We start from the raw sequence: 22,679 nt of genomic DNA on the forward strand, positions 1-22,679 counted from the left end.
GCTCTCACGGCGCACCCGACCGGCGCGTTGCCTCACCGTCCAGGGGACGGGCGGATCCGGGCTGGGGCAGGATGTCGACGGCGCGGCGGTGCTGTCGCCGTCGAGGCGTGTAGCGGGGAAGTCGGAAAGCTCCGGGACCACCGGTCTACCCTGAACCCATGTCTGTTCGCACTGCGCTCGTTCCCGGAACCGTCTCGCCCACCCTCGCTGTCCCGAAGGACATCGAGCGTCCCGAGTACGTGTGGAAGGCGACGGCCCGGGAGGGCAAGGAGCCGTGGGTGCAGACGCCCGAGACCATCGAGAAGATGCGGGTGGCGAGCAAGATCGCGGCGCAGGCGCTGCAGGAGGCCGGTAAGGCCGTCGCGCCGGGGGCTACTACCGACGAGTTGGACCGGATCGCGCACGAGTACATGTGCGACCACGGCGCCTACCCGTCGACGCTGGGCTACCGCGGCTTCCCGAAGTCGTGCTGCACGTCGCTCAACGAGGTCATCTGCCACGGCATCCCCGACTCGACGGTGATCCAGGACGGCGACATCGTCAACATCGACGTCACCGCCTACATCGACGGCGTGCACGGCGACACCAATGCGACGTTCCTCGCGGGCGACGTCTCGGAGGAGAACCGCCTGCTGGTCGAGCGCACCCACGAGGCGACGATGCGTGCCATCAAGGCCGTGAGGCCGGGCCGCGAGCTCAACGTCATCGGCCGCGTCATCGAGTCGTACGCCAACCGCTTCGGCTACGGCGTCGTCCGCGACTTCACCGGCCACGGCATCGGTGAGACCTTCCACAACGGCCTGGTGATCCTGCACTACGACCAGCCGAACGTCGACACCATCATCGAGCCCGGCATGGTGTTCACGATCGAGCCGATGATCAACCTCGGCACCGTCGACTACGACATCTGGGAGGACGGCTGGACAGTCGTCACCAAGGATCGCAAGTGGACCGCCCAGTTCGAGCACACCATCGTCGTCACCGACGAGGGCAACGAGATCCTCACGCTGCCGTGACAGCGGCGCTGACCGGCGCACTGCTGGTCGCCGGCACCACCTCCGACGCCGGCAAGAGCGTCCTGGTGGCCGGGCTGTGCCGGATGCTCGCGCGGCGCGGGGTGAAGGTGGCGCCGTTCAAAGCGCAGAACATGTCGAACAACTCCGTCGTCACCCTCGACGGCGGGGAGATCGGCCGGGCCCAGGCGCTGCAGGCGCGGGCGTGCGGCCTCGAGCCGAGTGTCCGGTTCAACCCGGTGCTGCTCAAGCCCGGCGGCGACCGGACGTCGCAGCTGGTGGTCCGCGGCAAAGCCGTCACCAGTGTCGGCGCCCGCGACTACATCACCCACCGCGAGTGGCTCCGGGACATCGTCGCCGACGAGCTGGCGTCGCTGCGCGACGAGTTCGACGTCGTGATCTGCGAGGGCGCCGGATCGCCCGCCGAAATCAACCTGCGCGCCACCGACCTGGCGAACATGGGGCTGGCGCAGGCCGCGCAGCTGCCGGTGATCGTGGTCGGCGACATCGACCGCGGGGGAGTGCTGGCCCACCTGTTCGGGACGGTCGCGGTCCTCTCTCCCGAGGACCAGACGCTGATCGCCGGGTTCGTGATCAACAAGTTCCGCGGGGACGTGAGCCTCCTCGAACCGGGCCTCGAGCAACTGCGTGCCCTCACCGGACGGCCGACCCTCGGCGTCATCCCGTTCGCCGAGGACCTGTGGCTCGACGCCGAGGACTCGCTCGGCGTGGTCGGCGACGCACCGGTGGGACGGCCCGGCCCGCCCGTCGGCGACGAATGGTTGCGGGTGGCCGCGATCCGGCTGCCGCGGATCTCGAACTCCACCGACGTCGAGGCCCTCGCGTGCGAGCCGGGCGTTTCGGTGCACTGGGTGAGCGAGCCGTCGCGCCTCGCCGACGTCGACCTCGTCGTCGTGCCCGGCAGCAAGTCGACGGTGACCGACCTGGAGTGGCTGCGGCGCAGCGGAATCGGCGACGCTCTCGTCCGCCGTGCGGAGGCAGGCGGCGCGATCCTCGGCATCTGCGGTGGCTACCAGATGTTGGGCGCGGTGATCGACGACGGCGTCGAATCCGGCGTCGGCGCGGTACCCGGACTGGGACTCCTCGACCTCGAGATCGAGTTCGCCGCCGACAAGGTGCTCGCGCAGGTCGACGGTCACGCTGACGGAATCCCGGTGCGCGGCTACGAGATCCATCACGGACGCGTCCGGCGCAACGGCGACGCGCCGCTGCTGAGCGGCGCGGACGGCGCCAAGGAGGGCAGCGTCCGGGGCGGTGTCCGCGGCACCCACTGGCACGGTCTCCTCGAGAGCGACGAATACCGCCGGCGCCTGCTGGCCGAGATCGCCGACGCCGCCGGTCGGCCCGGGTTCCGCGTCGCGCCCGACACCGACGTCGCGCGGGTGCGGGAGGCGCAGTTGGATCTGCTGGCCGACCTGGTGGAACAGCACCTGGACCTGGACGCGCTCGACGCGTTGCTCGGAGGTGGCGCGCCGAGCGGAATGCCCACGATCAGGTCGTCGCTCGGCTGAGGACCGCCCAGGCCGCGGCAATCGCCGCCGCGGAGGCGGCCAGCGGAACCACCGCGAGCACCACCGTCCTGGGCGCGTCGACGAACCATGACCCGACCGCCGGCCACCAACGTGCCCACGTGATGACGACAGCGGCGATGCCCAGTGCTCCGATCGTCCCGGTGCCCGCGAGGAGGAAGCCCGGGGTGCGCCAGCGCTGGTACACCGCGCCGAGCAGTATCGAGATCGATGTGGTCAGCAGCAGGCTCGCGAACAGCGTGACGGTCTGGAGCACACTCGAATCCGTCGCGTAGCGGAGGACGCCGAACATGCGCATCCCGACGCCCCACCCGTCGGTGGCCGCCTCGATCACCGACAGCAGTTGCAGCACCGCGGCGAACGCGGCCGACTGGACCACCGCCACGACGCCGGTCGAGGTGAAGAACTGGCGCCGCGTCACGCTCAAGCCCAGCGCGAACGGGAACGTCTGCGTCATCGCCTGCGCGTAGAACGCCACGACGAAGCCGTACAGCGAGAGCGCGGCACCGGTGGCGTGGGTCTCGCCCTCGGAGTCGATCAGCGCGAAGATCGTCAGGTTGATGGCGAAGGTGACGGCCAGGATCGCGGCGGGTGCGGCCAGCAGGAGCGGCCACGACACGACGTGGAGTCGGCAGACCGCCAGGAGGCGTCGGACGCCGGTGGGCGAGGGGCCCGCCGGAACGGCGGTGCGGGTGGGTGTGGCGACGGTCATGACCGGGTCTCCTTGCCGATGTCGGTGCGGCTGTCGAGAGCGTTGCGAATCGTGATCTGCTGCAGGGAAACCGGCGACAGCTCGATGTCGGTTTGCGCAGCCTCGGCGCGGTCCGCCGCGGAGATCGTGCCCCGCACGGTTGCGCGTGCGAAGCCGCCGATGTCCTCGCGGTGCAGGACCGTCCGTCCCGCCGTGAAGGCGTCCACGCCCGCGGCACGACCACTGGCCAGCACGTGCCGGCTGCGCAGGTCGTCGGAATCGGCGTCGGTGACGACCCGGCCGCCGTCGATGACGATGACGTGTTCGAGCAGGTCGGCCACCTCGTCGATCAGATGCGTGGACAGCACGACCGTGCGCGGGTGATCCACGTAGTCGGCGAGCAGTCGGTCGTAGAACAGTTGGCGGGCAACCGCGTCGAGGCCCAGGTAGGGCTCGTCGAACAGCGTCAGCGGCGCCCGCGATGCGAGCCCGATGACGATGCCGAGCGCAGACGTCATTCCGCGCGAGAGTTTCTTGACCCGGCGGCACTCGGGGAGTTGGAAGTCGTCCATCAATCGGCCGGCGAACTCGCCGTCCCACCCCGGTAGCAGGAGGGCCGCGGCGGACAGGACGTGCTTGACCTTCAGATCGTCCGGATACTTCTGGCTCTCCTTGACGAAGCACACGTTCTGCAGGACGTCCGCGTTCTCGAACGGTGCCCCGCCGAACGCACTGACCTCCCCGCTGCTCGGCAGTTCCTGGCCGGTGAGGATCTTCATCAGCGTGGTCTTGCCCGCGCCGTTGCGGCCGAGCAGCCCGTAGATCTTCCCCTCCCGCAGATCGAACGAGATGTCGTCGAGCGCGGTGACGTCGCCGTAGCGCTTCCCGAGCGCCCGTACCGAGACGATGGTGTCCCGGTCGATGTCTGTGACGGTCATGGACGTTCCTCCCACTTGTCCAGCATGGATTTCAGTTCGGCGATGCTCATTCCGAGCTTGTCCGCCTCGCGGACGAGCGGCGCGACGTATTGCGTCGCGAACTGTTCGCGCCTGCGGAACCGGAGTGCGTCCCGTGCGCCCGTGGTGACGAACATGCCGATACCCCTTCTCTTGTAGAGGATTCCGTCGGCGACGAGCTGGTTGAGTCCCTTCGCCGCCGTCGCCGGGTTGATTCGGTGGAAGGCCGCCAGTTCGTTGCTGGACGGCGCCTGCGACTCCTCCGGCAGTGAACCGTCGATGATCGCGTTCTCGACGAGCCCCGCGATCTGCTGGAAGAGGGGCTTGCCCTCCTCGTTCAGCACCGTGACCCTCCGGCCGCAGGGCTGATTGGTTCATTACTCATGTAATGAACCATAGAGCCGGTGTGGTGTGCGGTCAACCCGATTGCGCCGGGCGTGAGGCGGTTTCGTCCGTTCGGCACGGAGGAGTGGTTCCGGCACCTAAGATCCGGAGCGATGCCGAACGGCCTGGACATCCGCGTGAGGGGAGTCGACGTGCGCAGCAGATTCGATACCGGGACGGGGATTCGTGTCGCGTGCGGCGCGCTGGTCGCGGCGCTCGCGATCGCCGGTTGTTCCTCCGGTGATTCGGGATCCGGCGAGACGGCCTCGAGTAGCGCGCCGTCGAGCAGTACGGCGTCCGCGACCACCACCGTGGCGCTGCAGAAGATCGACGCGGCCACCCTGAACGAGACCGTTGCGTCGATGGCGAAGGACCTGCAGGTCCCGGGTGCGGTCGCCATCCTCAAGATGCCCGGCGGCGACCTCACGGCAACCTACGGCACGGGAAAGCTCGGCGCGTCGACGGCGGTGACCACCGTCGACCACATTCGCATCGGCTCCAACACCAAGACCATGACCGGCACGGTGATCCTGCAGCTCGTCCAGGAGGGCAAGATCGCGCTGACGGATCCGGTCTCGAAGTACCGGCCGGACGTGCCGAACGGCGACAACATCACCATCGAGCAGTTGCTCGACATGCGCAGCGGCCTGTTCAACTACACCGAGACCGCCGAGCTCAACGAGACCCTCGACAACGACCCGCAGAAGCAGTGGAAGCCGGACGACCTGTTGGCGCTCGGGTTCGCGAATCCGCCGTACTTCCCGCCGGGGCAGGGGTATCACTACTCCAACACCAACATCGTGCTGCTGGGTCTCATCGCGGAGAGCCTGGACGGCAAGCCGTTGCCGCAGATCTTCCAGTCGCGGCTGTTCGGTCCGTTGGGGCTGACCGGAACCTCGTTCCCGGACACCGCCGACAGTTCGATTCCCGCGCCGCACTCACAGGGTTACGTGTACGGGACGAACATGGACACGTTGACCGATCCGGCGCTGCCGGCAGACATGCAGGCCGCCGCGAAGGACGGAACGCTGCAGCCGAACGACGTCACCGACGTCAACCCGTCGTGGGCATGGGCGGCGGGCGCCGGCATCTCGACCGCAAACGACCTCGTGACGTGGGTGCAGGCCCTGGTCGGCGGGAAGCTGCTCGACGCCGACCTGCAGGCCCAGCGCCTCGCCAGCGTGCAGCCGACGGGTCCGGACAGTGCGTCGGCCCAATACGGTTGGGGTATAGCGAAAATGGGTCCGATGTTCGGGCACACCGGGGAGCTTCCGGGATTCAATTCCTTCATGGGTCACGACCCCGAGAACAAGGTGACCCTGGTGGTGTGGACCAATCTGGCTCCGGCCGCGAACGGGCAGGATCCGGCGACCACCATCGCGAAGGAGATCATCGGCAAGGTCTATCCCGCATAGGCGTCCGATTCCGTGACGTGGATCGCGTACCGTTTCCAGCCATGGAGTCGACGCGTGTTGAGGTGGGAAGCGGGACCTGGACGGTCCGTATCGGTGGGCCCGAGAGCCGACACACGGTTCTCTTCCTGCCCGATGCGGGCGATTCGGCCGACGTCTTCGACGCCGTCTGCGCGCGCCTGCACGACTCGGATCTACGGACCGTGGTCCCGGAGAACGTCGATGGGCTCGACGAGCCGTCGGTGATCGCGATGCTCGACGAGCTGAAGCTGCCGTGGGTGAACCTCGTCGGCTCCGGGTCGGGCGCCGAGCTGGCGTGGCTGCTGGCCGCCAAGACGTTCGGCCGGTTCGCGAGCCTCGTCGTCGCCGACCGTGGCCACCCCGCGGTGCCGGGGGCGGACGGCTCGGTTCGGGATGCGGCGTGCCCCGCCGTCGAACTGCCGACCACCGTCGTCGTGGGCACCTCGCTCGGCCGTCCCTGCGCGGACGCCAGTGGGCGGTACGCGTACTCGGAGTTCCGGATCGTCCAGCTCGACGGCATCGGCAACGTCCCCGCGGACGCGGCCCCGGAGCTGGCCAGCGAAATCGTTCTCCGCACGAGCTCCTGGTAGCCGCTCGGGGTGCGGGCTGATCCACGGGCACCGGCGGGAGGTTTCTAGACTCCTCCGGTGCACGACACCGTTCCCGCCCCGTCCGACGTCACGTCCGTTCGCGCCGCGCTGCGTTCCCCACGCCGACTCACCACCGAGGCGCTGGCCGGGCTGGTCACGTCTCTCGCGCTGATCCCCGAGGTGATCTCGTTCGCGGTCATCGCGGGTGTCGATCCCAAGGTGGCGCTGTACACGTCCTGCATCATGGCGATGACGATCGCGTTCGTCGGTGGCCGGCCGGCGATGGTCTCCGCCGCCGCCGGTGCGACGGCGCTGGTGGTGGCCCCGCTCGTGGCCGCGCACGGGATCGACTACCTGATCGCGGCGGTGTGGCTGGCCGGCGCACTCCAGATCGCCTTCGCGGCGGCGGGAATCGCCCGACTGGTCCGGTTCATCCCGAGGTCGGTGATGATCGGGTTCGTCAACGCGCTCGCGATCCTCATCTTCAGCGCGCAGTTGCGGCATCTTTTCGACGTGCCGTGGCTCGTCTATCCGCTGGTCGTGGCCGGGCTGGCGATGATCGTGTTCGTGCCCAGGCTGACGACGGCGGTGCCCGCCCCGCTGATCGCGATCGTGGTGCTGACCAGTGTGGTGGCACTGTTCCGTCTCGACGTGCCCGACGTCGCGGACCAGGGTGAGCTGCCGTCGGGCCTGCCCACGTGGATGATCCCGGACGTGCCGTGGACGTGGGAGACGCTGACGATCGTCGCACCGTTCGCCCTCGGCCTGGCGCTGGTCGGTCTGCTCGAGTCGTTGCTGACCGCCAAACTCGTCGACGACATCACCGACACCCCGTCCGGCAAGACCCGCGAAGCCTGGGGGCAGGGCGTCGCGAACATCGCCGGCGCGTTGTTCGGCGGCATGGGTGGCTGCGCGATGATCGGCCAGACGATGATCAACGTCAAGGAGGGGCGGGCCCGCACCAGGATCTCCACGTTCCTCGCCGGATTCTTCCTGCTCGCGCTGTGCGTGACCGTCGGCGACGTCGTCGGGGCCGTCCCGATGGCCGCACTGGTGGCGGTGATGCTCGTGATCGCGGTGACGACCTTCGACTGGCGCAGCATTGCACCGCGCACCCTGAAGCTGATGCCGCGCAGCGAAACCCTCGTGATGCTGGTGACCGTCGCGGGCACCCTCGCGACCGAGAACCTGGCGGTCGGTGTCGTCCTCGGTGTCCTCACCGCGATGGTGGCGTTCGCGCGGCGGGTCGCCCGCACGGCCCGCGTCGACGTCCACGACCGCGACGACCGTGAGGCCGGCGGGGTCGTCGAGCGGACCTACCGGGTGACCGGGGAGTTGTTCTGGGCGTCGAGTAACGACCTGATCCGCCGCTTCGACTACGACGGCGACCCGGACTCGGTGGTCATCGACCTCACCGACGCCGAGGTGTGGGATGCCTCCACGGTGGCCACGCTCGACGCGGTGCGGCGCAAGTACGCCGCCAAGGGGACGTCCACGCGCATCGTGGGCCTCGACGGTGCGAGTCTGCACCGCCTCGAACGGTTGTCCGGGAAGCTCGGCTAGATCGCTCGACCGTGCCGCCCACGACCGTTCGTCGAACAAATGTCGCCGTTCGTCGCCGTGCGTATACGTTCGATTTGATCGAACGGCTGAAAGGGGGTTAGCCTCCAGGCACGGACACGCCGAACCCGGTGTGTCGGTTTCTCGATCCTGTCCGGGAAGGACCTCGATGCGCGGCACTGCAGCCACCGCCACCGTGACGCGAATGCGTTGCGCGTGTTGTCGCTGCATGCGCGTGAGCTGAGACGAGATCCCCGCGCGACGGCACCTCGAAGGCCGTCCCGCATCCCCGTGCTGATTCTTCCCACCGGGCACCGAAACGTCGCAGCGTGAGTTTTCCGCCGGTGCCCGTGGGGAAAGGATCCGTTCCATGTCCGCCCGTTCCCTCCCGATCATCGATCTGGAAAACCTCGACATCGACGCCCTGCGCACCGTCACGCACGAGATCGGATTCTTCTACCTGACCGGTCACGGCATCGACCAGCAGCTCACCGACGACCTGATCGCCGCGGCTCGCGAGTTCTTCGCGCTGCCCGAGGCCGACAAGCTCGAGATCGAGAACAGCAACTCGCCGCACTTCCGCGGCTACACCCGCGTCGGCGGCGAGCGCACCCAGGGCTACATCGACTGGCGCGAGCAGCTCGACATCGGACCCGAGCGTGCCGCGGTCGAGCCGATCGATCCGGACCGCCCGTGGGACGTGCTGCACGGACCCAACCTGTGGCCCACCCGCGTCCCGCAGCTGCGCGACCTGGCGCTCGAGTGGTCGGCCCAGGCGCAGACCGCCGGACTTCGCCTCATCAGTGGATGGGCGCAGTCGCTCGGCGCCCCCGCGGACTTCTTCGATGCCGCCTTCGCCGACCCTGATCCGCTGCTCAAGATTGCCCGCTACCCGGGCCACGACGGCTCGGTCACCGACCAGGGGGTCGGCAGCCACAAGGACGTCGGGGCCCTGACCCTGCTCTACCCCGAACCGACCAGCGGCGGCTTCCAGGTGGAGACCGAGAACGGTTGGCTCGACGTCGACCCGATCCCCGGGCACTTCCTGGTCAACATCGGTGAGCTCCTCGAGGTGGCCACCGGCGGCTACCTCAAGGCCACCGTGCACCGGGTGCTGCCGCCGGCCGCAGGCACCGATCGCGTCTCGCTGCCGTTCTTCCTCAACCCCGGCTACGACCACGCCCTGCCCACGGTGCCGCTGTCGCCCGCGCTGGCCGCCGAGGCGGCCGGTGTCGGACCCGACCAGCACGGCGGCACCCTGCACGCCCGCTACGGACTCAACGCCCTCAAGTCGCGCCTGCGCGCCCATCCCAACGTCACCGAGCGGTACCACCGCGACCTGCTCGACCTGCCCGCACTGCGTGGCTGACCATCTCGACCCGATCGGAAGGTACCTCCCAATGTTCTTGCGCCGCACTGCTGTTCTGTCCGCCGCCGCCCTGCTCACCGTGGGCCTGGCTGCTTGCTCCTCGGGCGGTGACGGGGAGACGCTGGTGATCTCCGCGTCGAGCACCCCGCACGTGGAGATCCTCGAGCACATCGCCGACTCCGGCGCCCTGGGCGACGTCAAACTCGACATCAAGCCGGTCACCGGCGAGATCGATCCCAACGAACTGCTCGTCGCCGGTGACGTCCAGGCCAACTACTTCCAGCACGCGCCGTACCTCGCGGACTGGCAGAAGCAGAAGGGTGTGAGCGACCTCGTCTCGGTCGCCGACGTCCACCTCGAGCCGATGGGCCTGTACTCGGAGAAGGTCACCGCGATCGACCAGATCGCCGACGGGTCGACCATCGCCCTGCCCAAGGACACCACCAACTTCTCGCGCGGGCTGTACCTGCTCGAGTCGGCCGGGCTGATCCAGATGGACGTGCCGTTCGCGGACGCGGACCTGTCCATCGTCACGCAGAAGAACATCAAGGCCAACCCGAAGAACCTGAAGTTCGTCGAGATCGAGCGCTCGCAGATCGCCCGCAACCTGGGCGACCCGCAGATCACCGCCGCGGTCATCAACTCGAACTACGCGATCGAGGCCGGCCTGATTCCGGCCGACGACGCCCTGCTCTCCGAGAACGTCGAGAACAACCCGTTCGCGAACCTGCTCGTCGTCCGCGCGGCGAACGAGAACGATCCGGGCGTCAAGGCGCTCGCCGACGCGCTCGTCTCCCCGGAGACCGCCGCGTGGATCCAGGAGAACTACAGCGGTTCCGTCGTCCCGGTCCACCCCGCGAAGTGATGATCACCGTCGAGAATCTGGTCAAGACCTTCCCCGCCGCCGCCGGCGCGGGGGAGGTCTCGGCCCTGCGCGGCATCGACCTCGAGATCGCCGAGGGCGAGATCTTCGGCATCGTCGGACCGTCGGGTGCGGGCAAGTCCACGCTGCTGCGGTGCCTGAACCTGCTCGAGCGCCCCACCAGCGGGCGCATCGTGCTCCGCGGCGACGACGTCTCGCAGCTCACCGGTGCCGGCCAGCGGCAGGCGCGCCGCCGCATCGGCACCGTGTTCCAGCAGTTCAACCTGTTGCACTCGCGGACCGTGCGGGCCAACATCGAGTTCCCGCTCGAGCTGGCCGGACTGGACCGCAAGCAGCGCCGGGCCCGCGCCGACGAGCTGATCGAACTGGTCGGTCTCGCGGGCAAGGAGAAGGCGTTCCCGTCGCAGCTGTCGGGCGGGCAGCAGCAGCGCGTGGGCATCGCCCGCGCCCTCGCGTCCGAGCCCGACGTGCTGCTCTGCGACGAGGCGACCAGTGCGCTCGATCCCGACACCACCGATCAGGTGCTCGACCTGCTCGCCGAGCTGAACCGCAGGATCGGCGTCACCGTCGTGCTCATCACCCACGAACTGGGTGTGCTGCGCCGCATCTGCACCTCCGCCGCCCGGCTCGAGGACGGCCGGATCGCGGAGACCGGACGGATCCTCGATCTGGTCGGTACGCCCGGCTCGGTTCTGGGCGCGGCGATCGTCCCGGTCGGGGACGACCCGTCCGCGGGCGCCGACGCGGACACCGCACTGGTCACGACGATCGGTGACGAGGCCCACGGACCGTGGCTCGCGCAGCTCGTCCGCAAGCTCGACGTCGACATCTCCGTGGTCGGCGGTCGGGTCGAACAGGTCGCCGGCGTCACCGTCGGCCGACTGCGTCTGCGTTTCGGTCCCGACGTGGACCGGGCGGACGTCGCCGCGTTCGTGGACGCCCAGCCGGGTACCACCCTGGCGTGGGGTGAAGGACCGGAAACGACCGGCGCCGTGACGCAGGGAGCCACCGCATGAACAAGCTGACCTGGTACGACTCGCTCCCCGAGGTGTGGGAGGCGACGCAGGAGACCCTCTACATGGTGGGGATCTCCTTCGTGCTCACCGTGCTCGGCGGGATCCTGCTCGGCGTCGTGCTGTACGTGACCGCGCCGAGCGGACTGTGGCCGCAGCGCGTCGTCAACGTCGTGCTCGGCACGATCGTCAACATCTTCCGCTCGCTGCCGTTCCTGATCCTGATGATCGCGCTCATCGGGCTCACCCGCTTGATCGTCGGCACCGCGATCGGGCCGACCGCGGCGATCGTGCCGCTCACGATCGGCGCGATCCCGTTCTATGCGCGCGTGGTCGAGTCGGCATTGCGGGAGGTGCCCGTCGGTCGCATTGAGGCCGGTCAGGCGATGGGGGCGACGAACATGCAGGTCGTCCGGAAAGTGCTGCTGCCGGAGTCGGTTTCGTCGCTGGTGGCGGGTGCGACGCTGACCGTCGTCCTGCTCGTCGGGTACTCGGCGATGGCCGGGGTCATCGGCGGCGGCGGTCTGGGCGACTTCGCGATCGTCTACGGCTACCAGCGGTTCAACACGCCGGTGCTCCTGGTCGCGGTGGTGGTGCTCATCGTGCTGGTGCAGATCCTGCAGTCCATCGGAGACGGGGTGGTCCGGGCGCTCTCGCACCGGAAGTAGGCCTCTGAGACGACGAACGCTCCGCACCCGATTTCGGGTGCGGAGCGTTCCTCGTTGCTGGGGTGTCGACGCGGCCCGCCGACGCCGGACGCCGGCAAGTGCAGCGGCTCACCGGATCCGGCGCATGACCTGGCCGACGTGCAGCACACCCTTGCTGTCGTGCTCGTCGGCGAGCGCCCTGAGCCAATGAGCTGTGTCGTCGTCGTAGGTGCGCGCAATCCTGTCCGGATCGGCGCTGGGCGTGAAATTGGGCAACGAGCCGCCGGTGGTCCACTGTGACAGTGCTCGATCGATGTCGTGGGCATGTCCGACAACGGCATCCGCCGAGGGGGGCACCAAGGCTCCGACGACCATCAGCGCAAAATCGGCATCGCGATGGCAGAAGGCGCTGCGATGACGCGGTTCGCGAGCGAGCGCGCCCCCGAGAAGCCGCAGTTCGATCACGGTCTGCGGGGAGTGTGAACCAGGCCCGGCGACCGACAGGAGAGCATCGATCGCTTCGTGTGACAGTTCGTGTGTCAGAGCGCTGAATTCGTGGACCGGCATCGGATCGACGGGATCAGCATGCACCGCCGCGATGGCCGCATAGGGCATCATTCCGACGGCGTCGATCAACGGGGTGGCCACAGAACGTATTCGGCTGATGAGCGCCTCGGCCTCCGGTTCTTCCACGAGGCTGGCGAACCTGACGGCAAAGGTCAACCGGCCCGCGAGGGGTGGGGGAACCTGCGGTAGCGGCGGAAGCTGCAGAAATGCGATCGATGTCGAACTGTGCTCGGGGAGATCGGCACACCAGTCGAGCCACGCGTGGGCGACCGCGGCAGCGTCCGCACCGTCGAAATAGATTGCACCACCGTAGAAGTGGGAGATCGGTATGAGATCGATCTCGACTGCCGTGACGATTCCCAGTGTCGCCTTGCCACCGCGCAGTCCCCAGAAGAGTTCGGCGTGTTCGTCGGGGGTTACTCGAAGGAGTTCGCCGTCGCCGGTGACGATCTCGAAGGCACGCACGTGATCGGACGACAGTCCGTAGGTGCGCACCATCGGGCCGATTCCCGCACCGGTGAGGAATCCCGCCACGCCGACGGTGACGGAGGAACCGGCCAACGGCGCCAATCCGTGCGGTGTCGCGGCATCGATGACGTCCTGCCACACCAGCCCCGCTCCGACGCGAGCAGTGCGACCCTCCGGATCGACCACGCATTCGGCCAGGCGTCCAGTGTGGATGAGCAGGACATCGCCGTCCAGGGGCACCGCGCCGTGACCGGTCCGCTGGACGGCGACCCGCAGACCGTGATCCGCCGCGAATCGCACGGTCGCCGCGACATCGCGTGCGGTGTCCACGGCGACCACCGCATACGGACGCACCGGTACCGCGACATTCCAGGGTGTCGCCAACCCGTATCCGGCCTCACCGGGCAGTGCCACCGATCCGGACACCATCTTTCGGAGCGAGTCGATCGGCACGGCGTCGATCGTCGGTGTCTGAGGATTCATCGGAGCTTCCTTCCATCCGCGTTTCGGGTGTGAAGAAAGAATGTCCGAGCTCGCTTGGGTGGTTCTTGCCCCGAGTTTCGGAAACCATCCAAGGTTTCGCCAAGACCGTTATGCCAGGTCAGGCCGCTATCGAGCGCGCATAGGCGGCGAGCGCGAGCATCCCGACACGCTGGGCCTCATCCGCGATCTCGGCGATGGCCCGATCCCGCTCGGGCGACGCCGCGCAGAGTTGAGCCCGCAGCAGGCGGCACCGCAGCAGGGTCGGCGGGCTCGACGTCCGGGTCGCGATGTCCTCGGCCTGCGCGAGCAACGCCACCGCGGCCTCGGTGCGGCCGAGCATCGCATGCAGGCGGGCAGCGACCTCCGCCACCGATCCGATCACCCCCACCTGGCCCACCGTGGCGATGCGGTCGTGGAACGGTGCGAGCAGGTCGATGAACATCTCGGCGTACTCGACGAGCCCCAGATCGGCCACCACTCGGGCGATCAACGTCTGGTGCCCCAACGTCGTCCAGGTGAACGGACCGCCCTTGGCTGACCACCGGGCGATCTCGTCGACCGCCACCGCCCGGTCGCCCCGCGCCCCGGCGATCGCGATGCTCCACGAATCCGGCTCCACGATGCCGGGATCCGCGTCGCCGAGGCTGCCGTGTTCCCATTCCAGGGTGTGCGCGGCGAGGTCGGCGCTGCCCGCGGTGTACAACTCGGTCTGCAGGTGGATCTGGCGGGCCGTGTCGTACTGCCGCCGCGTCTCCTCGAAGTCGCCGCGCCAGGCGGCCAGAGTTGCCTCCATCCACCGCAATTGGACCCGCAACACCGGCAGCCGCAGCAGGTCGCAGCCGGTGATCCCGTGCCGCACGTGCACGACGGCGGCATCGACGTCCGCCAGATTCATCTGCGTCATGCTGGCCGCGGCGTGCGCGATCACATCGTCGAACCGGGACTGCCGGTGCGGCAGCGCGAAAAGCTCGTCGATCAACCGCACCGACTCGTGGCTGTGGGTCGCCACGCCGGAGTAGAGGAGGATGCGGCCCAGCAGAGCGTCGGCGATCACGTCCGGATCGTCCAACTCGCGGGCGATCGTGAGCGCCGTGCTGCTCATCGCGTCGGGGACGGACGAGTCGGGGTGGTAGCAACTGCCCACCGCCAGCGCCGCGAGCACCCGCGCATGCGCGGTCCGATCGGACGCGACGAACGGCTCCAGGCCCGCGAGCCGCTCGAGCAGCGGGCCCGGGTCCTCCCCGTAGGACACCCACGGCCACGCACCGGCGGCCCGGAGCAGCGCCGCGGCCAACCGTCCGGCCGCCGACATCCGCCCCTCGCGGACCGCGTCGAGGAGGCCGGCGTCCACCACGTCGAGCACCGTCTGGCCCCGTCCGGCCCGCGCGAGCGCCTCCACCCGGGCCACCAGCAGGTCGTCGCGGTCGTCGGCGGACTGCTCCGACCCCGGCAGCAGATCGAACGCCTGCACGGCGGCCTGCCACCACTGGGCCGCGGTCTCCGAACTCCACCGCTCGGTCGCCACCCGGGCCGCGTCGGTGCACGCGTCGAGGACGGTGCGCGGATCGACCAGCGGCAGGGCCGCCATCAAATGTTGTGCGCGTCGGCTCGAGCGGTCCGGGTCGGAGGAGTCCGCCAGCACCTCGGCGATGCGGGCGTGGATGCGTTGGCGGCGCAGTTCCGGGATCGCGGCGAGCACCTCGTCCCGCAGCAGGCCGTGCGCAAAGGCGTATCCCCCGATCCCCGGATCGGCGACGAGGATCCGTTCGTCTGCCGCGTCGTCGATGTAGTCGGCCAGGGTGTCCAGGTCGAGGCGGGTCGCGGCGGCGAGGATGTCCATCTCGACGGTGTCGCCGATGACCGCGGCCACCCGAAGCACCTGCAGCACCGCCGGTTCCACGGCCGTCAGCCGTCGGCCCAGGACCGATCGAACGGCCATCGGGATCCCGCCGCCGAGGCGTTCGTCCCGCGGCAGTCTGGCGTACTCGGACACGAACAGCGGATTGCCGCCCGTGCGTTCGGCCAGCACCCGCGCCTCGGTCGCGCTGAGCCGCTCCCCGCAGACGTGACTGGCCAGCGCCGCCACCTCCGTCTCCGCCAGCGCGGGCACCACGATGTGCCGGTTCCCCTCGCGGTGCAGGACCGCGTCGACGAAGGCTCGGACGGTGGGCGTCAGTTCCGAGTCCCGCAGCGTGAGCACGAACCAGACGCGTTCCCGGTGCAGCGCGCCCACCAGGTACATCAGGCACCGCAGCGAGGTCGGGTCGGCCCACTGGATGTCGTCGACGACCACGGTGAGCGCGGGCACACCGGACGCGGCCGACTCGATCACGCCCGCCACCCGTTCGTACACCGCGAAGCGCGCCTCGTCCGGTTCCACGTCGGTCGGGGGAATCAGCACGGCGTCGGCGTCGGCGCCCAACTCCCGCAGCAGGCGCCGGATCGGCCACCACGCGGGCGCACCGTCGTCCTCGAGGCAGCGCGCCCACACCGCCGTACCGTCGATCGACGTCGTCCGGGCGTCGCATTCTTCCGCCAGTCGGGTCTTACCTATCCCGGCCGGACCGGTCAGCACCAGCCAGCGGGGTGCACCGCCGCGGACGTCGTCGAGCATCTGGTCGATCGTCCCGGCTTCCGGCATGCTCCCTACGAACACGCGCCCGGACTCGGCGTCGGGAGCCTCGGGCGCGGTCACCACCGACGCCGGTGCTGGAACCTGCTCCGCCCCAGTCCATCCCGGGGTGCGCGGCCAGGCCGCGAGGCCCGGCTCGTGGCGCAGGATCGCACCCTGCAGGGCGACCAGTTCGGTCCCGGGCCGCAGCCCCAACTCGGTGTCCAACCTCGCCGCATGGATGCCGAACTGTTCCAACGCCTCCGAGGACCGACCGGCCCGGTGCAGGGCCAGCATGCGCAGCCAGCAGGTGCGGTCCCGGAACGGAAACTCGCTGCACAGTTGGGCCGCCTCGATGAGGGCCGGGGCCAGGCGCCCCAACGCGAGGAGCGCCGTGATCCGGGTCTCGCGGCACTCGGTGCGGACCTCCTCGAAACCGGCGGCCTCCATCACCACCCACGGTTCGTCGCTGAGGTCCTCGAGCAGGTGCCCCCGGACCGAGGCCAGGCCCCGATCCGCCATCGTCAGTGCGAGTTCCCACTCCGCGGCGTCCGCATGCCGGCGCGCGGACTCGGCGTCGTCGAGGAACGCGGACAGGTCCACGTCCTCGGCTGCGATGTCGAGCACGTACCCGGGTGGCTGGCGCACGATCGGGGACGTCCCCCCGGACTCGCCGCGCAGCGCCCTGCGCAGGTTGGAGATGTAGGCCTGGATGCTCGCCATGGCACTCGCCGGAGCATCGCCCTGCCACAGCGCGTCGATCAACCGATCCGTGGAGACCACGCGGCCCCGGTGCAACAGCAGGACCGCCAGAACCGCGCGTTGCTTCCGCGGACCCAGATCGACCACCCGCTCGGCGCCACCCGGATCGACCGCACCGCCCGACTCCGGGCGTCGAACCACCTCGAGCGGTCCCAGCAGTCGAAAGATCATGCGTGGCTCCTTTTACAAGGACAGCAACCGTTGAAGTGTAGGGACCGGATTCGGCAGCTGTCCGGCAAAATCGTCAGACGGTCATGGGTGCGGACCCGCCCGTTTCCTCAGCAGGTTCGTCAACCGATCGGGTCGTGCGCAGCGTGGCGGCGCACACCAGCGCCCCGAGCGCCGCGATGAACGCGGCCACCAGCAGGGCCTGCTGCAGGCCGTCGACGAACTCATGCGGCGATCCACCCGGCAGCATCGACTGTGCGGGCAGGAACGCGCCGAGCCCGGCGACGCCGACCGCGATTCCGGTCTGACGGAACGCATCGTTGATGCCCGCAGCCAGTCCGGAGTGGTCCGACGTACTTTCGCCGAGCACCAATCCGCTCATCACCGGGTTGAACACACCGGCCCCGACACAGGCCACGACGAACCCGGGGAGCAGCACGTACTTGGACCCGGTGACGTCGACGGCGGTCATCATCACCAGACCGACCGCCACCAGCAGCAGTGAGCAGGTCAGGGAGACGGACACCGGGACACGCCCGTCGAACTTCGCAGTGGCGCCCGCGACCACGAACATCGCGACGGTCGCCGGCAGGTACACCAGTCCGGCCTCGACCGGCGACAGGTGCAGCACATTCTGCAGGTAGATCGTGGTGTAGACGAACACCGCGAACAACGACGCGGAGATCGCGAAGGCCGCGATCTGCGCCCCGGCGAAGGCCCGGTTGGCCAGCAGGTGCGGGGGCAACATGGGCTCGCTCGTGCGGAGTTCGTGCTGGACGAACCCGACCAGCGCGGCGGCTGCGACGATGAGGGCGATCACCGGATGCGGCTCCAACCAGCCGGCCTCGTTTCCTCGCAACAACCCGAACACCAGCGCCGCCAGGCCCGTGGACACCAGGATCTGTCCCGGCACATCCCCCCCACGCGGGTGCGGATCGCGCGACTCCGGAACCCAGCGCACGGTGACGGCGAGCGTGATCAGGCCGATCGGCACATTGACCAGAAAGATTGCGCGCCAATCCAGCATCTCGGTCAGCAGCCCGCCGACGAGGGGGCCGATGGCGAACGCGCCGCCGATGGTGGCGCCGTAGGCGGCCAGGGCAGACGCGCGCGCCGGCCCCTTCTCGAAGACATCCGCCAACAGGGCCAGTGAGCACGCGAAGAGTACGGCTCCGCCGACGCCCTGTGCGGCGCGGGCGAGATCGAGAACCCAGATGGTCGGTGCCAGCGCGCACAGCAGCGACGCCGCGGTGAACCACAGGATGCCGATCAGGAACACGTGCCGTCGGCCGCGGCGGTCCGCCCAGGATCCGGCGCTGAGGACCACCGTGGCCAGCGCCAGGGTGTAGGCGTCGACTACCCACTGCAGGCCACTGACGCCCGGCTCCAGATCGGATGCGATAGATGGCAGGGCGGTGTTGACGACCGCGATGTCGAGCATCAACATCGCCGTCGTCACGCACACCGCGACCAGGGTGGCTCGTCGCGTCGCGACATTTCTCGGAACGATCGGTGTGGTCATGGTCTGTCCTGACTCTCCGAAGGGAAGGTGTACCTCGGACACCCTCCGCTTCCCCGCTTGGGACAGGTCAGGAGAAACTCTTGGAACAGTCCGTCGCCCCGCGAGAACCGTGATGCGGATCCAAGGGATCGCCAACGCGGTTGGGCCCCACCCGAGAACACCCCACCCGAGTCCGACGGCCACCACCGTGCGCTGACGCGCTGGTGGCGCCGCGGTCAGCTCGACCCGATGGAACCCGCGGAGGCCGGCTCGCACCCGGGGTCGTCCGATCCGCGGTCGCACTCGAACACCTTCGTGACGAATGTGACCGCGTCTGCCTCGTTGGCGAACAGGCTGCCGATGTGGTCGGCCGGATAGATCCTGAAGTCCGGTCGGGTGCCGGCCAGGTTCATGTCCGCGACCAGCTTGACCGTCAACGGCAGCGGCACGGTCAGGTCCGTGGCGCCCTGTGCGATCATCAGCGGCCGGTCGAATCCGGAGGTCGGCACCTGCAGGTAGTCGCGTAACGCGGCCAGCAGTGCCGGATCGTTGAGTGACCGCGAGAGCATCTGGGCCACAGAGACATTCGCGGCAAGTCGGGCGAACTGCGGGTATGGCAGCTCCGGCGCCGCGTCGACCAGCGTGCGCCCGATCGGCGTCAGGAAGCTGTTCACGTCGAGTTCGGGGTGGGTATCGCGGAATCCGGCGATCACGAACGTCATGAAGTTGGTCAGCCCGGCGAGGCCCTGCGGCGGGAAGTTCGGTCCGGCCAGAGGGGCGATCGTCTCGATGTTCGACGGCACGCCGGCGGCGACCGCGCCGCGGTAATCCAGTTCGGGCGCATACTCGGTGGCGGCGTGCGCGGTGAACACCGCCGCCTGCCCGCCCTCGGACAGGCCGACGACCGCCCACCGCGACGAGAGTCGGTCGTCGACGGCGCGGGCCGCGCGCACCGAATCGATGACACTGTGCGCCGCGGACTTCCCGTCCAGATAGGGCGGGACACCGGGAGTGCCCAGGCCGATGTAATCGGTGGCCGCGACGGCGTACCCCCGGGCCAGCCAGTTCGCCACGTAGCGACTGCTGGCCGCGTCGACGCCGTTGACCGACGGGGCATCGGTGTCGGAGTCGCCGATGGTTCCGTGCGCCCAGGCGATGACCGGCCAGCCGCCCGGCGGCGGCGGGCCGGCCGGGACGAACACCATGCCGGTGCAGGGCGTGTCGCCGCGGGGGCCCGTGGTCAGGTAGGTGATCCGGTAGGCGGCGCCGGTGCCCGGCAGCCAGAACGACTGGGGCAGTGGGGCGGACTCGAGGACTGACCCGGGATCGTCGCGCGCCGGCGTGACGGCGGGGACGGCCTGGGCGGCCGGAGCGAGGATTTGAGGTGCGCCCGCGATCAGTGCGACAGCGATCGCGGTGACGATACGGCGGCCGATCCCGGAACCCGTCATGCGCCGAATCTAGCTGAGCGCCATCACTCGTCGAGGTGGTTCGCCGGAACCGACCCCAACGGAAGGCGTGCGGGCGACCTTCCTCAGATCTCCAGGCCGAGTAGCGCGTTCTCGACCACCTCCGGCATCGCCGGGTGGATCCAGTACTGCCCGGTGGCCATGTCCTGTGCCGACAGGCCGAAGGTCATGGCCTGGATCAGCGGCTGGATCACGGTCGGGGCCTGCGCGCCGATCACGTGTGCACCGAGCAGCCGTCCGGTGCCGCGCTCGGCGATGACCTTGCAGAATCCCTCGTCGTCCTCCATCGCCCAGCCGTATGCGACATCGCCGTAGTTCTGCACCTTGACGGTGATGTCGAGGCCGGCCTCGCGGGCCTGCTCCTCGGTCATGCCGACGTCCGCGATCTGCGGATCGGTGAACACCGCCGCCGGGACGAACCGGTGGTCGGTGCGCCGCAGCCCGGCGGTGGAGCTGTTCCAGGCATCGTGGAGCAGGTTGTGCTGGACGACGCGCATCTCGTGGTTCGCGACGTGCTTGAGCTGGTACGGCGACGACACGTCGCCGAGCGCGAACACGCCCTCCGCGGTGGTGCGCTGGAACTCGTCGACGATGACCCGCCCGGTCTCTTCGACGGCAACTCCGCCGTGCGACGCGTCGAGCCGGTCCCCGTTGGGGGTGCGGCCGACCGCGACCAGCAACTCGTCGCCGGCGACGACGGTGCCGTCGGACAGTTCGATCTCGATGCCGTTGCCGGCAGGGCGCGCGGCGACCATCGGGTTGCTCAGGTGGACGTCCCACTTGCGGTGCGCCAGTTCGGTGAACCACTCGGAGACGTCCCGGTCCAGGTGACGCAGCAGTCGCTCGCTGCGGCCGATGATCGACACCTGGACGCCGAGCGCCGAGAACACGTGCGCGAACTCCGCAGCGATGAAGCCGGATCCGAGGATCACCAGGCGCTCCGGCAGTTCGGGTAGCCGCATGATGTCGTCGTTGGTGTGGAAGCGGACGCCGCCTTCGAGGATCTCCTGCGGGATCATCGGCCGCGAACCGGCCGCGATCACCACCTGGTCGGCGGTGATGACCTCGCCCGTGCCGGTGTCGATGGTGCGGGGGCCGACAAACCTGGCGTGCCCGCGGAAGACCGTCACGTTCGCGCAGTCCTCGGTGCGGTACCGCTCGCCGCCGGCCGCGATCGGATCGATCCGGCCGAACACGCGCTTGACGATGTCGTGCCAGCGCACGTCATCGAGGGTGGCGTCGATCCCCAGCTTGGACGACTCGGTGATCGTGCGGGCCACCTCGGCCGCGTAGACGTACATCTTGGTGGGGATGCAGCCCACGTTGAGGCACGTGCCGCCGAACGTACCTTCCTCGAGGATCGCGACCTTCATCCCGTCGTAGCGCTGGTCGAGGATCGAGTTGCCCGATCCGGTCCCGATGATCGCGAGGTCGAAGTGGGTCGTATCGGGGTGATTCACGCGGGGGCTCCGGACTCTCGATCGGACAGGTGATGGGCGTCGAGCCAGTCCAGCCACAGATCCACCTCGGTGAACGCGGCCGCGAGCGGCTTCTCGGTGGACAGGAACACGTCGTGGCGGGCGCCGTCGATCGGCACGATCGTGGTGCGGTTGCCGAGGCAGCCCGCCCACTTGGCGATCTGGTCGACGTCGAGCACGGCGTCGGCGGCGTCGACGGTGGGGTTGTAGCGGGACGCGAAGACGGTGTTCTTCGAGCGCAGGATCAGCGACGGCACCCCGATGTCGAGGCCGCGGTGCAGGTGGGCGTGTCCGCGCCGGATCGCGCGCAGCCAGCCGAACCTCACCGGGAACCCGGTCAGCGGCTTCCAGTCGAGGTTGTACTCCCACGGCCCGTTGGAGCTGACGTGCAGGCTCGAGCCGTACGTGTCGAGCTTCTGCCCGGGGATCGGGGTCTTGCTCGACACCCGGCCGAGTGCGTCGATGGCCGCGGTCGTGCCTGCGGCGCGCAGCAGGGCCGGGCCCTGCAGGTCGAACCACGGGCTGTTGAGGATGAGACCCGCCACACCGGCGCCGGCGGAACCGCCCGGCTTGCGCTCGAGCCGATCGAGCCACAGCGGCAGGATCAGCCCGCCCGTCGAGTGCGCGACGAGCAGGACCTGGCCGCCGCCGATCTGCTCGCGCACCAGGCGGAGGGCCTGGTTCAGCTCGTCGTCGTACATCCGCAGATCGGTCACGAAGTGCGGCGTCTGTCCCGGCCGCCGTGACCGTCCGCATTTACGCAGGTCGAGCGCGAAAAACGAGAATCCCTGCTCGGCGAAATGTTCGGCGAGATGCTGCTGGAAGAAGTAGTCGGTGAACCCGTGGACGTACAGCACGGCCCGGTTCGCGGGTGTGGACGAGGGCTGGTAGCGGACCAGGGTGGCCTCGACGTCTCCCTCTCCGTCGGGATCGGTCCCCAAAGGGATTGTCAGCTGCTGGTATCCGTCGCCGAGGACGTCGGGAGCCCAAGTAGTCACGATCACACTCTATTGGGCGAACAGAGTCGTTTGCGAGGGGCACAATTGGGGGAGGTGACGCACAGGTAACCTAAGCGCCACAGGC

The 22,679-nt window shown here is 69.1% G+C and carries 18 protein-coding genes; 9 read left to right on the forward strand and 9 right to left on the reverse strand.

Translation table 11 applies throughout. The features are described 5' to 3' along the window. Positions 1-158: 158 nt before the first annotated feature. Together map and DEU38_RS07505 are read left to right on the forward strand one after the other, a co-directional pair. Complete coding sequence (gene map, locus DEU38_RS07500; protein WP_114719621.1) at positions 159-1,016, forward strand: type I methionyl aminopeptidase; 858 nt, start codon at positions 159-161, stop codon at positions 1,014-1,016. Positions 1,017-1,024: 8 nt separating this feature from the next. Then, positions 1,025-2,545 carry a cobyric acid synthase gene (locus tag DEU38_RS07505; protein ID WP_181818706.1) on the forward strand — a complete coding sequence of 507 codons (1,521 nt, stop codon included), beginning with the start codon at positions 1,025-1,027 and terminating at the stop codon, positions 2,543-2,545. On the opposite strand, the gene DEU38_RS07510 is transcribed toward DEU38_RS07505, so the two are convergent. The 3 genes from DEU38_RS07510 to DEU38_RS07520 are packed head-to-tail and all read right to left on the reverse strand — an operon-like array spanning position 2,526 to position 4,554. Further along, positions 2,526-3,275, reverse strand: a complete 750-nt coding sequence (locus tag DEU38_RS07510; protein WP_114719625.1) for an ABC transporter permease — start codon at positions 3,273-3,275, stop codon at positions 2,526-2,528. The two genes, DEU38_RS07505 and DEU38_RS07510, sit on opposite strands and share 20 nt — an antisense overlap. Continuing rightward, the gene (locus tag DEU38_RS07515) at positions 3,272-4,192 is read right to left on the reverse strand and encodes an ABC transporter ATP-binding protein (protein WP_114719627.1); all 921 of its coding nucleotides are present in this window, start codon (positions 4,190-4,192) and stop codon (positions 3,272-3,274) included. Before DEU38_RS07515 ends, DEU38_RS07510 begins: the two co-directional genes overlap by 4 nt. Further along, positions 4,189-4,554 carry a GntR family transcriptional regulator gene (locus DEU38_RS07520; RefSeq protein WP_397484417.1) on the reverse strand — a complete coding sequence of 122 codons (366 nt, stop codon included), beginning with the start codon at positions 4,552-4,554 and terminating at the stop codon, positions 4,189-4,191. Before DEU38_RS07520 ends, DEU38_RS07515 begins: the two co-directional genes overlap by 4 nt. 153 nt (positions 4,555-4,707) lie before the next feature. Here DEU38_RS07520 and DEU38_RS07525 point away from each other — a divergent pair, with 153 nt between their 5' ends. The 7 genes from DEU38_RS07525 (at position 4,708) to DEU38_RS07555 (ending at position 12,110) form a co-directional block, all read left to right on the forward strand. Then, positions 4,708-6,009 (forward strand): serine hydrolase, encoded by a 1,302-nt coding sequence (locus DEU38_RS07525; RefSeq protein ID WP_114719629.1) that lies wholly within the window; start codon positions 4,708-4,710, stop codon positions 6,007-6,009. A 41-nt stretch (positions 6,010-6,050) separates the two neighbouring features. After that, entirely contained in the window at positions 6,051-6,617 is a 567-nt protein-coding gene (locus DEU38_RS07530; protein WP_114719631.1) for an alpha/beta fold hydrolase, read from the forward strand. A gap of 57 nt (positions 6,618-6,674) precedes the next feature. Next, entirely contained in the window at positions 6,675-8,180 is a 1,506-nt protein-coding gene (locus DEU38_RS07535) for a SulP family inorganic anion transporter (RefSeq protein WP_114719633.1), read from the forward strand. Positions 8,181-8,547: 367 nt separating this feature from the next. Continuing rightward, the gene (locus DEU38_RS07540) at positions 8,548-9,546 is read left to right on the forward strand and encodes an isopenicillin N synthase family oxygenase (RefSeq protein WP_114719635.1); all 999 of its coding nucleotides are present in this window, start codon (positions 8,548-8,550) and stop codon (positions 9,544-9,546) included. A 31-nt stretch (positions 9,547-9,577) separates the two neighbouring features. Beyond that, positions 9,578-10,411 carry a MetQ/NlpA family ABC transporter substrate-binding protein gene (locus tag DEU38_RS07545; protein ID WP_114719637.1) on the forward strand — a complete coding sequence of 278 codons (834 nt, stop codon included), beginning with the start codon at positions 9,578-9,580 and terminating at the stop codon, positions 10,409-10,411. Next, positions 10,411-11,445 (forward strand): methionine ABC transporter ATP-binding protein, encoded by a 1,035-nt coding sequence (locus DEU38_RS07550; protein ID WP_114719639.1) that lies wholly within the window; start codon positions 10,411-10,413, stop codon positions 11,443-11,445. Before DEU38_RS07545 ends, DEU38_RS07550 begins: the two co-directional genes overlap by 1 nt. After that, the gene (locus DEU38_RS07555; RefSeq protein ID WP_114719641.1) at positions 11,442-12,110 is read left to right on the forward strand and encodes a methionine ABC transporter permease; all 669 of its coding nucleotides are present in this window, start codon (positions 11,442-11,444) and stop codon (positions 12,108-12,110) included. Before DEU38_RS07550 ends, DEU38_RS07555 begins: the two co-directional genes overlap by 4 nt. Before the next feature lie 108 nt (positions 12,111-12,218). Here the strand turns inward: DEU38_RS07555 and DEU38_RS07560 are convergent, their stop codons facing one another. The 6 genes from DEU38_RS07560 to DEU38_RS07585 form a co-directional block, all read right to left on the reverse strand. After that, positions 12,219-13,607, reverse strand: a complete 1,389-nt coding sequence (locus DEU38_RS07560) for an FAD-binding oxidoreductase (protein ID WP_114719643.1) — start codon at positions 13,605-13,607, stop codon at positions 12,219-12,221. A gap of 118 nt (positions 13,608-13,725) precedes the next feature. Then, positions 13,726-17,151, reverse strand: coding sequence for a BTAD domain-containing putative transcriptional regulator (locus DEU38_RS07565; RefSeq protein WP_114719645.1), 3,426 nt, complete (start codon positions 17,149-17,151; stop codon positions 13,726-13,728). A 73-nt stretch (positions 17,152-17,224) separates the two neighbouring features. Then, positions 17,225-18,670 carry an MFS transporter gene (locus tag DEU38_RS07570; protein WP_114719647.1) on the reverse strand — a complete coding sequence of 482 codons (1,446 nt, stop codon included), beginning with the start codon at positions 18,668-18,670 and terminating at the stop codon, positions 17,225-17,227. Positions 18,671-18,885: 215 nt separating this feature from the next. Beyond that, positions 18,886-20,100, reverse strand: a complete 1,215-nt coding sequence (locus tag DEU38_RS07575; protein ID WP_114719649.1) for a lipase family protein — start codon at positions 20,098-20,100, stop codon at positions 18,886-18,888. An 83-nt stretch (positions 20,101-20,183) separates the two neighbouring features. Further along, a complete protein-coding gene (mtr, locus tag DEU38_RS07580; protein WP_114719651.1) occupies positions 20,184-21,578 on the reverse strand; it encodes a mycothione reductase in 1,395 nt (464 codons plus the stop codon). Beyond that, complete coding sequence (locus DEU38_RS07585; RefSeq protein ID WP_181818697.1) at positions 21,575-22,594, reverse strand: alpha/beta hydrolase; 1,020 nt, start codon at positions 22,592-22,594, stop codon at positions 21,575-21,577. The genes mtr and DEU38_RS07585 overlap by 4 nt, the downstream gene beginning before the upstream one ends. Between the last annotated feature and the right edge of the window lie 85 nt (positions 22,595-22,679).

The sequence above is a fragment of the Rhodococcus sp. AG1013 genome (genome assembly GCF_003350365.1).
Classification (GTDB): Bacteria; Actinomycetota; Actinomycetes; order Mycobacteriales; family Mycobacteriaceae; genus Prescottella.

What these genes read in the sequence shown, in the direction of transcription:
- map (WP_114719621.1), top strand. Translation starts at nt 159, where the DNA reads ATGTCTGTTCGCACTGCGCTCGTTCCCGGAACCGTCTCGCCCACCCTC.
- DEU38_RS07510 (WP_114719625.1), bottom strand. Translation starts at nt 3,275, where the DNA reads ATGACCGTCGCCACACCCACCCGCACCGCCGTTCCGGCGGGCCCCTCG.
- DEU38_RS07515 (WP_114719627.1), bottom strand. Translation starts at nt 4,192, where the DNA reads ATGACCGTCACAGACATCGACCGGGACACCATCGTCTCGGTACGGGCG.
- DEU38_RS07525 (WP_114719629.1), top strand. Translation starts at nt 4,708, where the DNA reads ATGCCGAACGGCCTGGACATCCGCGTGAGGGGAGTCGACGTGCGCAGC.
- DEU38_RS07530 (WP_114719631.1), top strand. Translation starts at nt 6,051, where the DNA reads ATGGAGTCGACGCGTGTTGAGGTGGGAAGCGGGACCTGGACGGTCCGT.
- DEU38_RS07540 (WP_114719635.1), top strand. Translation starts at nt 8,548, where the DNA reads ATGTCCGCCCGTTCCCTCCCGATCATCGATCTGGAAAACCTCGACATC.
- DEU38_RS07545 (WP_114719637.1), top strand. Translation starts at nt 9,578, where the DNA reads ATGTTCTTGCGCCGCACTGCTGTTCTGTCCGCCGCCGCCCTGCTCACC.
- DEU38_RS07550 (WP_114719639.1), top strand. Translation starts at nt 10,411, where the DNA reads ATGATCACCGTCGAGAATCTGGTCAAGACCTTCCCCGCCGCCGCCGGC.
- DEU38_RS07555 (WP_114719641.1), top strand. Translation starts at nt 11,442, where the DNA reads ATGAACAAGCTGACCTGGTACGACTCGCTCCCCGAGGTGTGGGAGGCG.
- DEU38_RS07560 (WP_114719643.1), bottom strand. Translation starts at nt 13,607, where the DNA reads ATGAATCCTCAGACACCGACGATCGACGCCGTGCCGATCGACTCGCTC.
- DEU38_RS07565 (WP_114719645.1), bottom strand. Translation starts at nt 17,151, where the DNA reads ATGATCTTTCGACTGCTGGGACCGCTCGAGGTGGTTCGACGCCCGGAG.
- DEU38_RS07570 (WP_114719647.1), bottom strand. Translation starts at nt 18,670, where the DNA reads ATGACCACACCGATCGTTCCGAGAAATGTCGCGACGCGACGAGCCACC.
- DEU38_RS07575 (WP_114719649.1), bottom strand. Translation starts at nt 20,100, where the DNA reads ATGACGGGTTCCGGGATCGGCCGCCGTATCGTCACCGCGATCGCTGTC.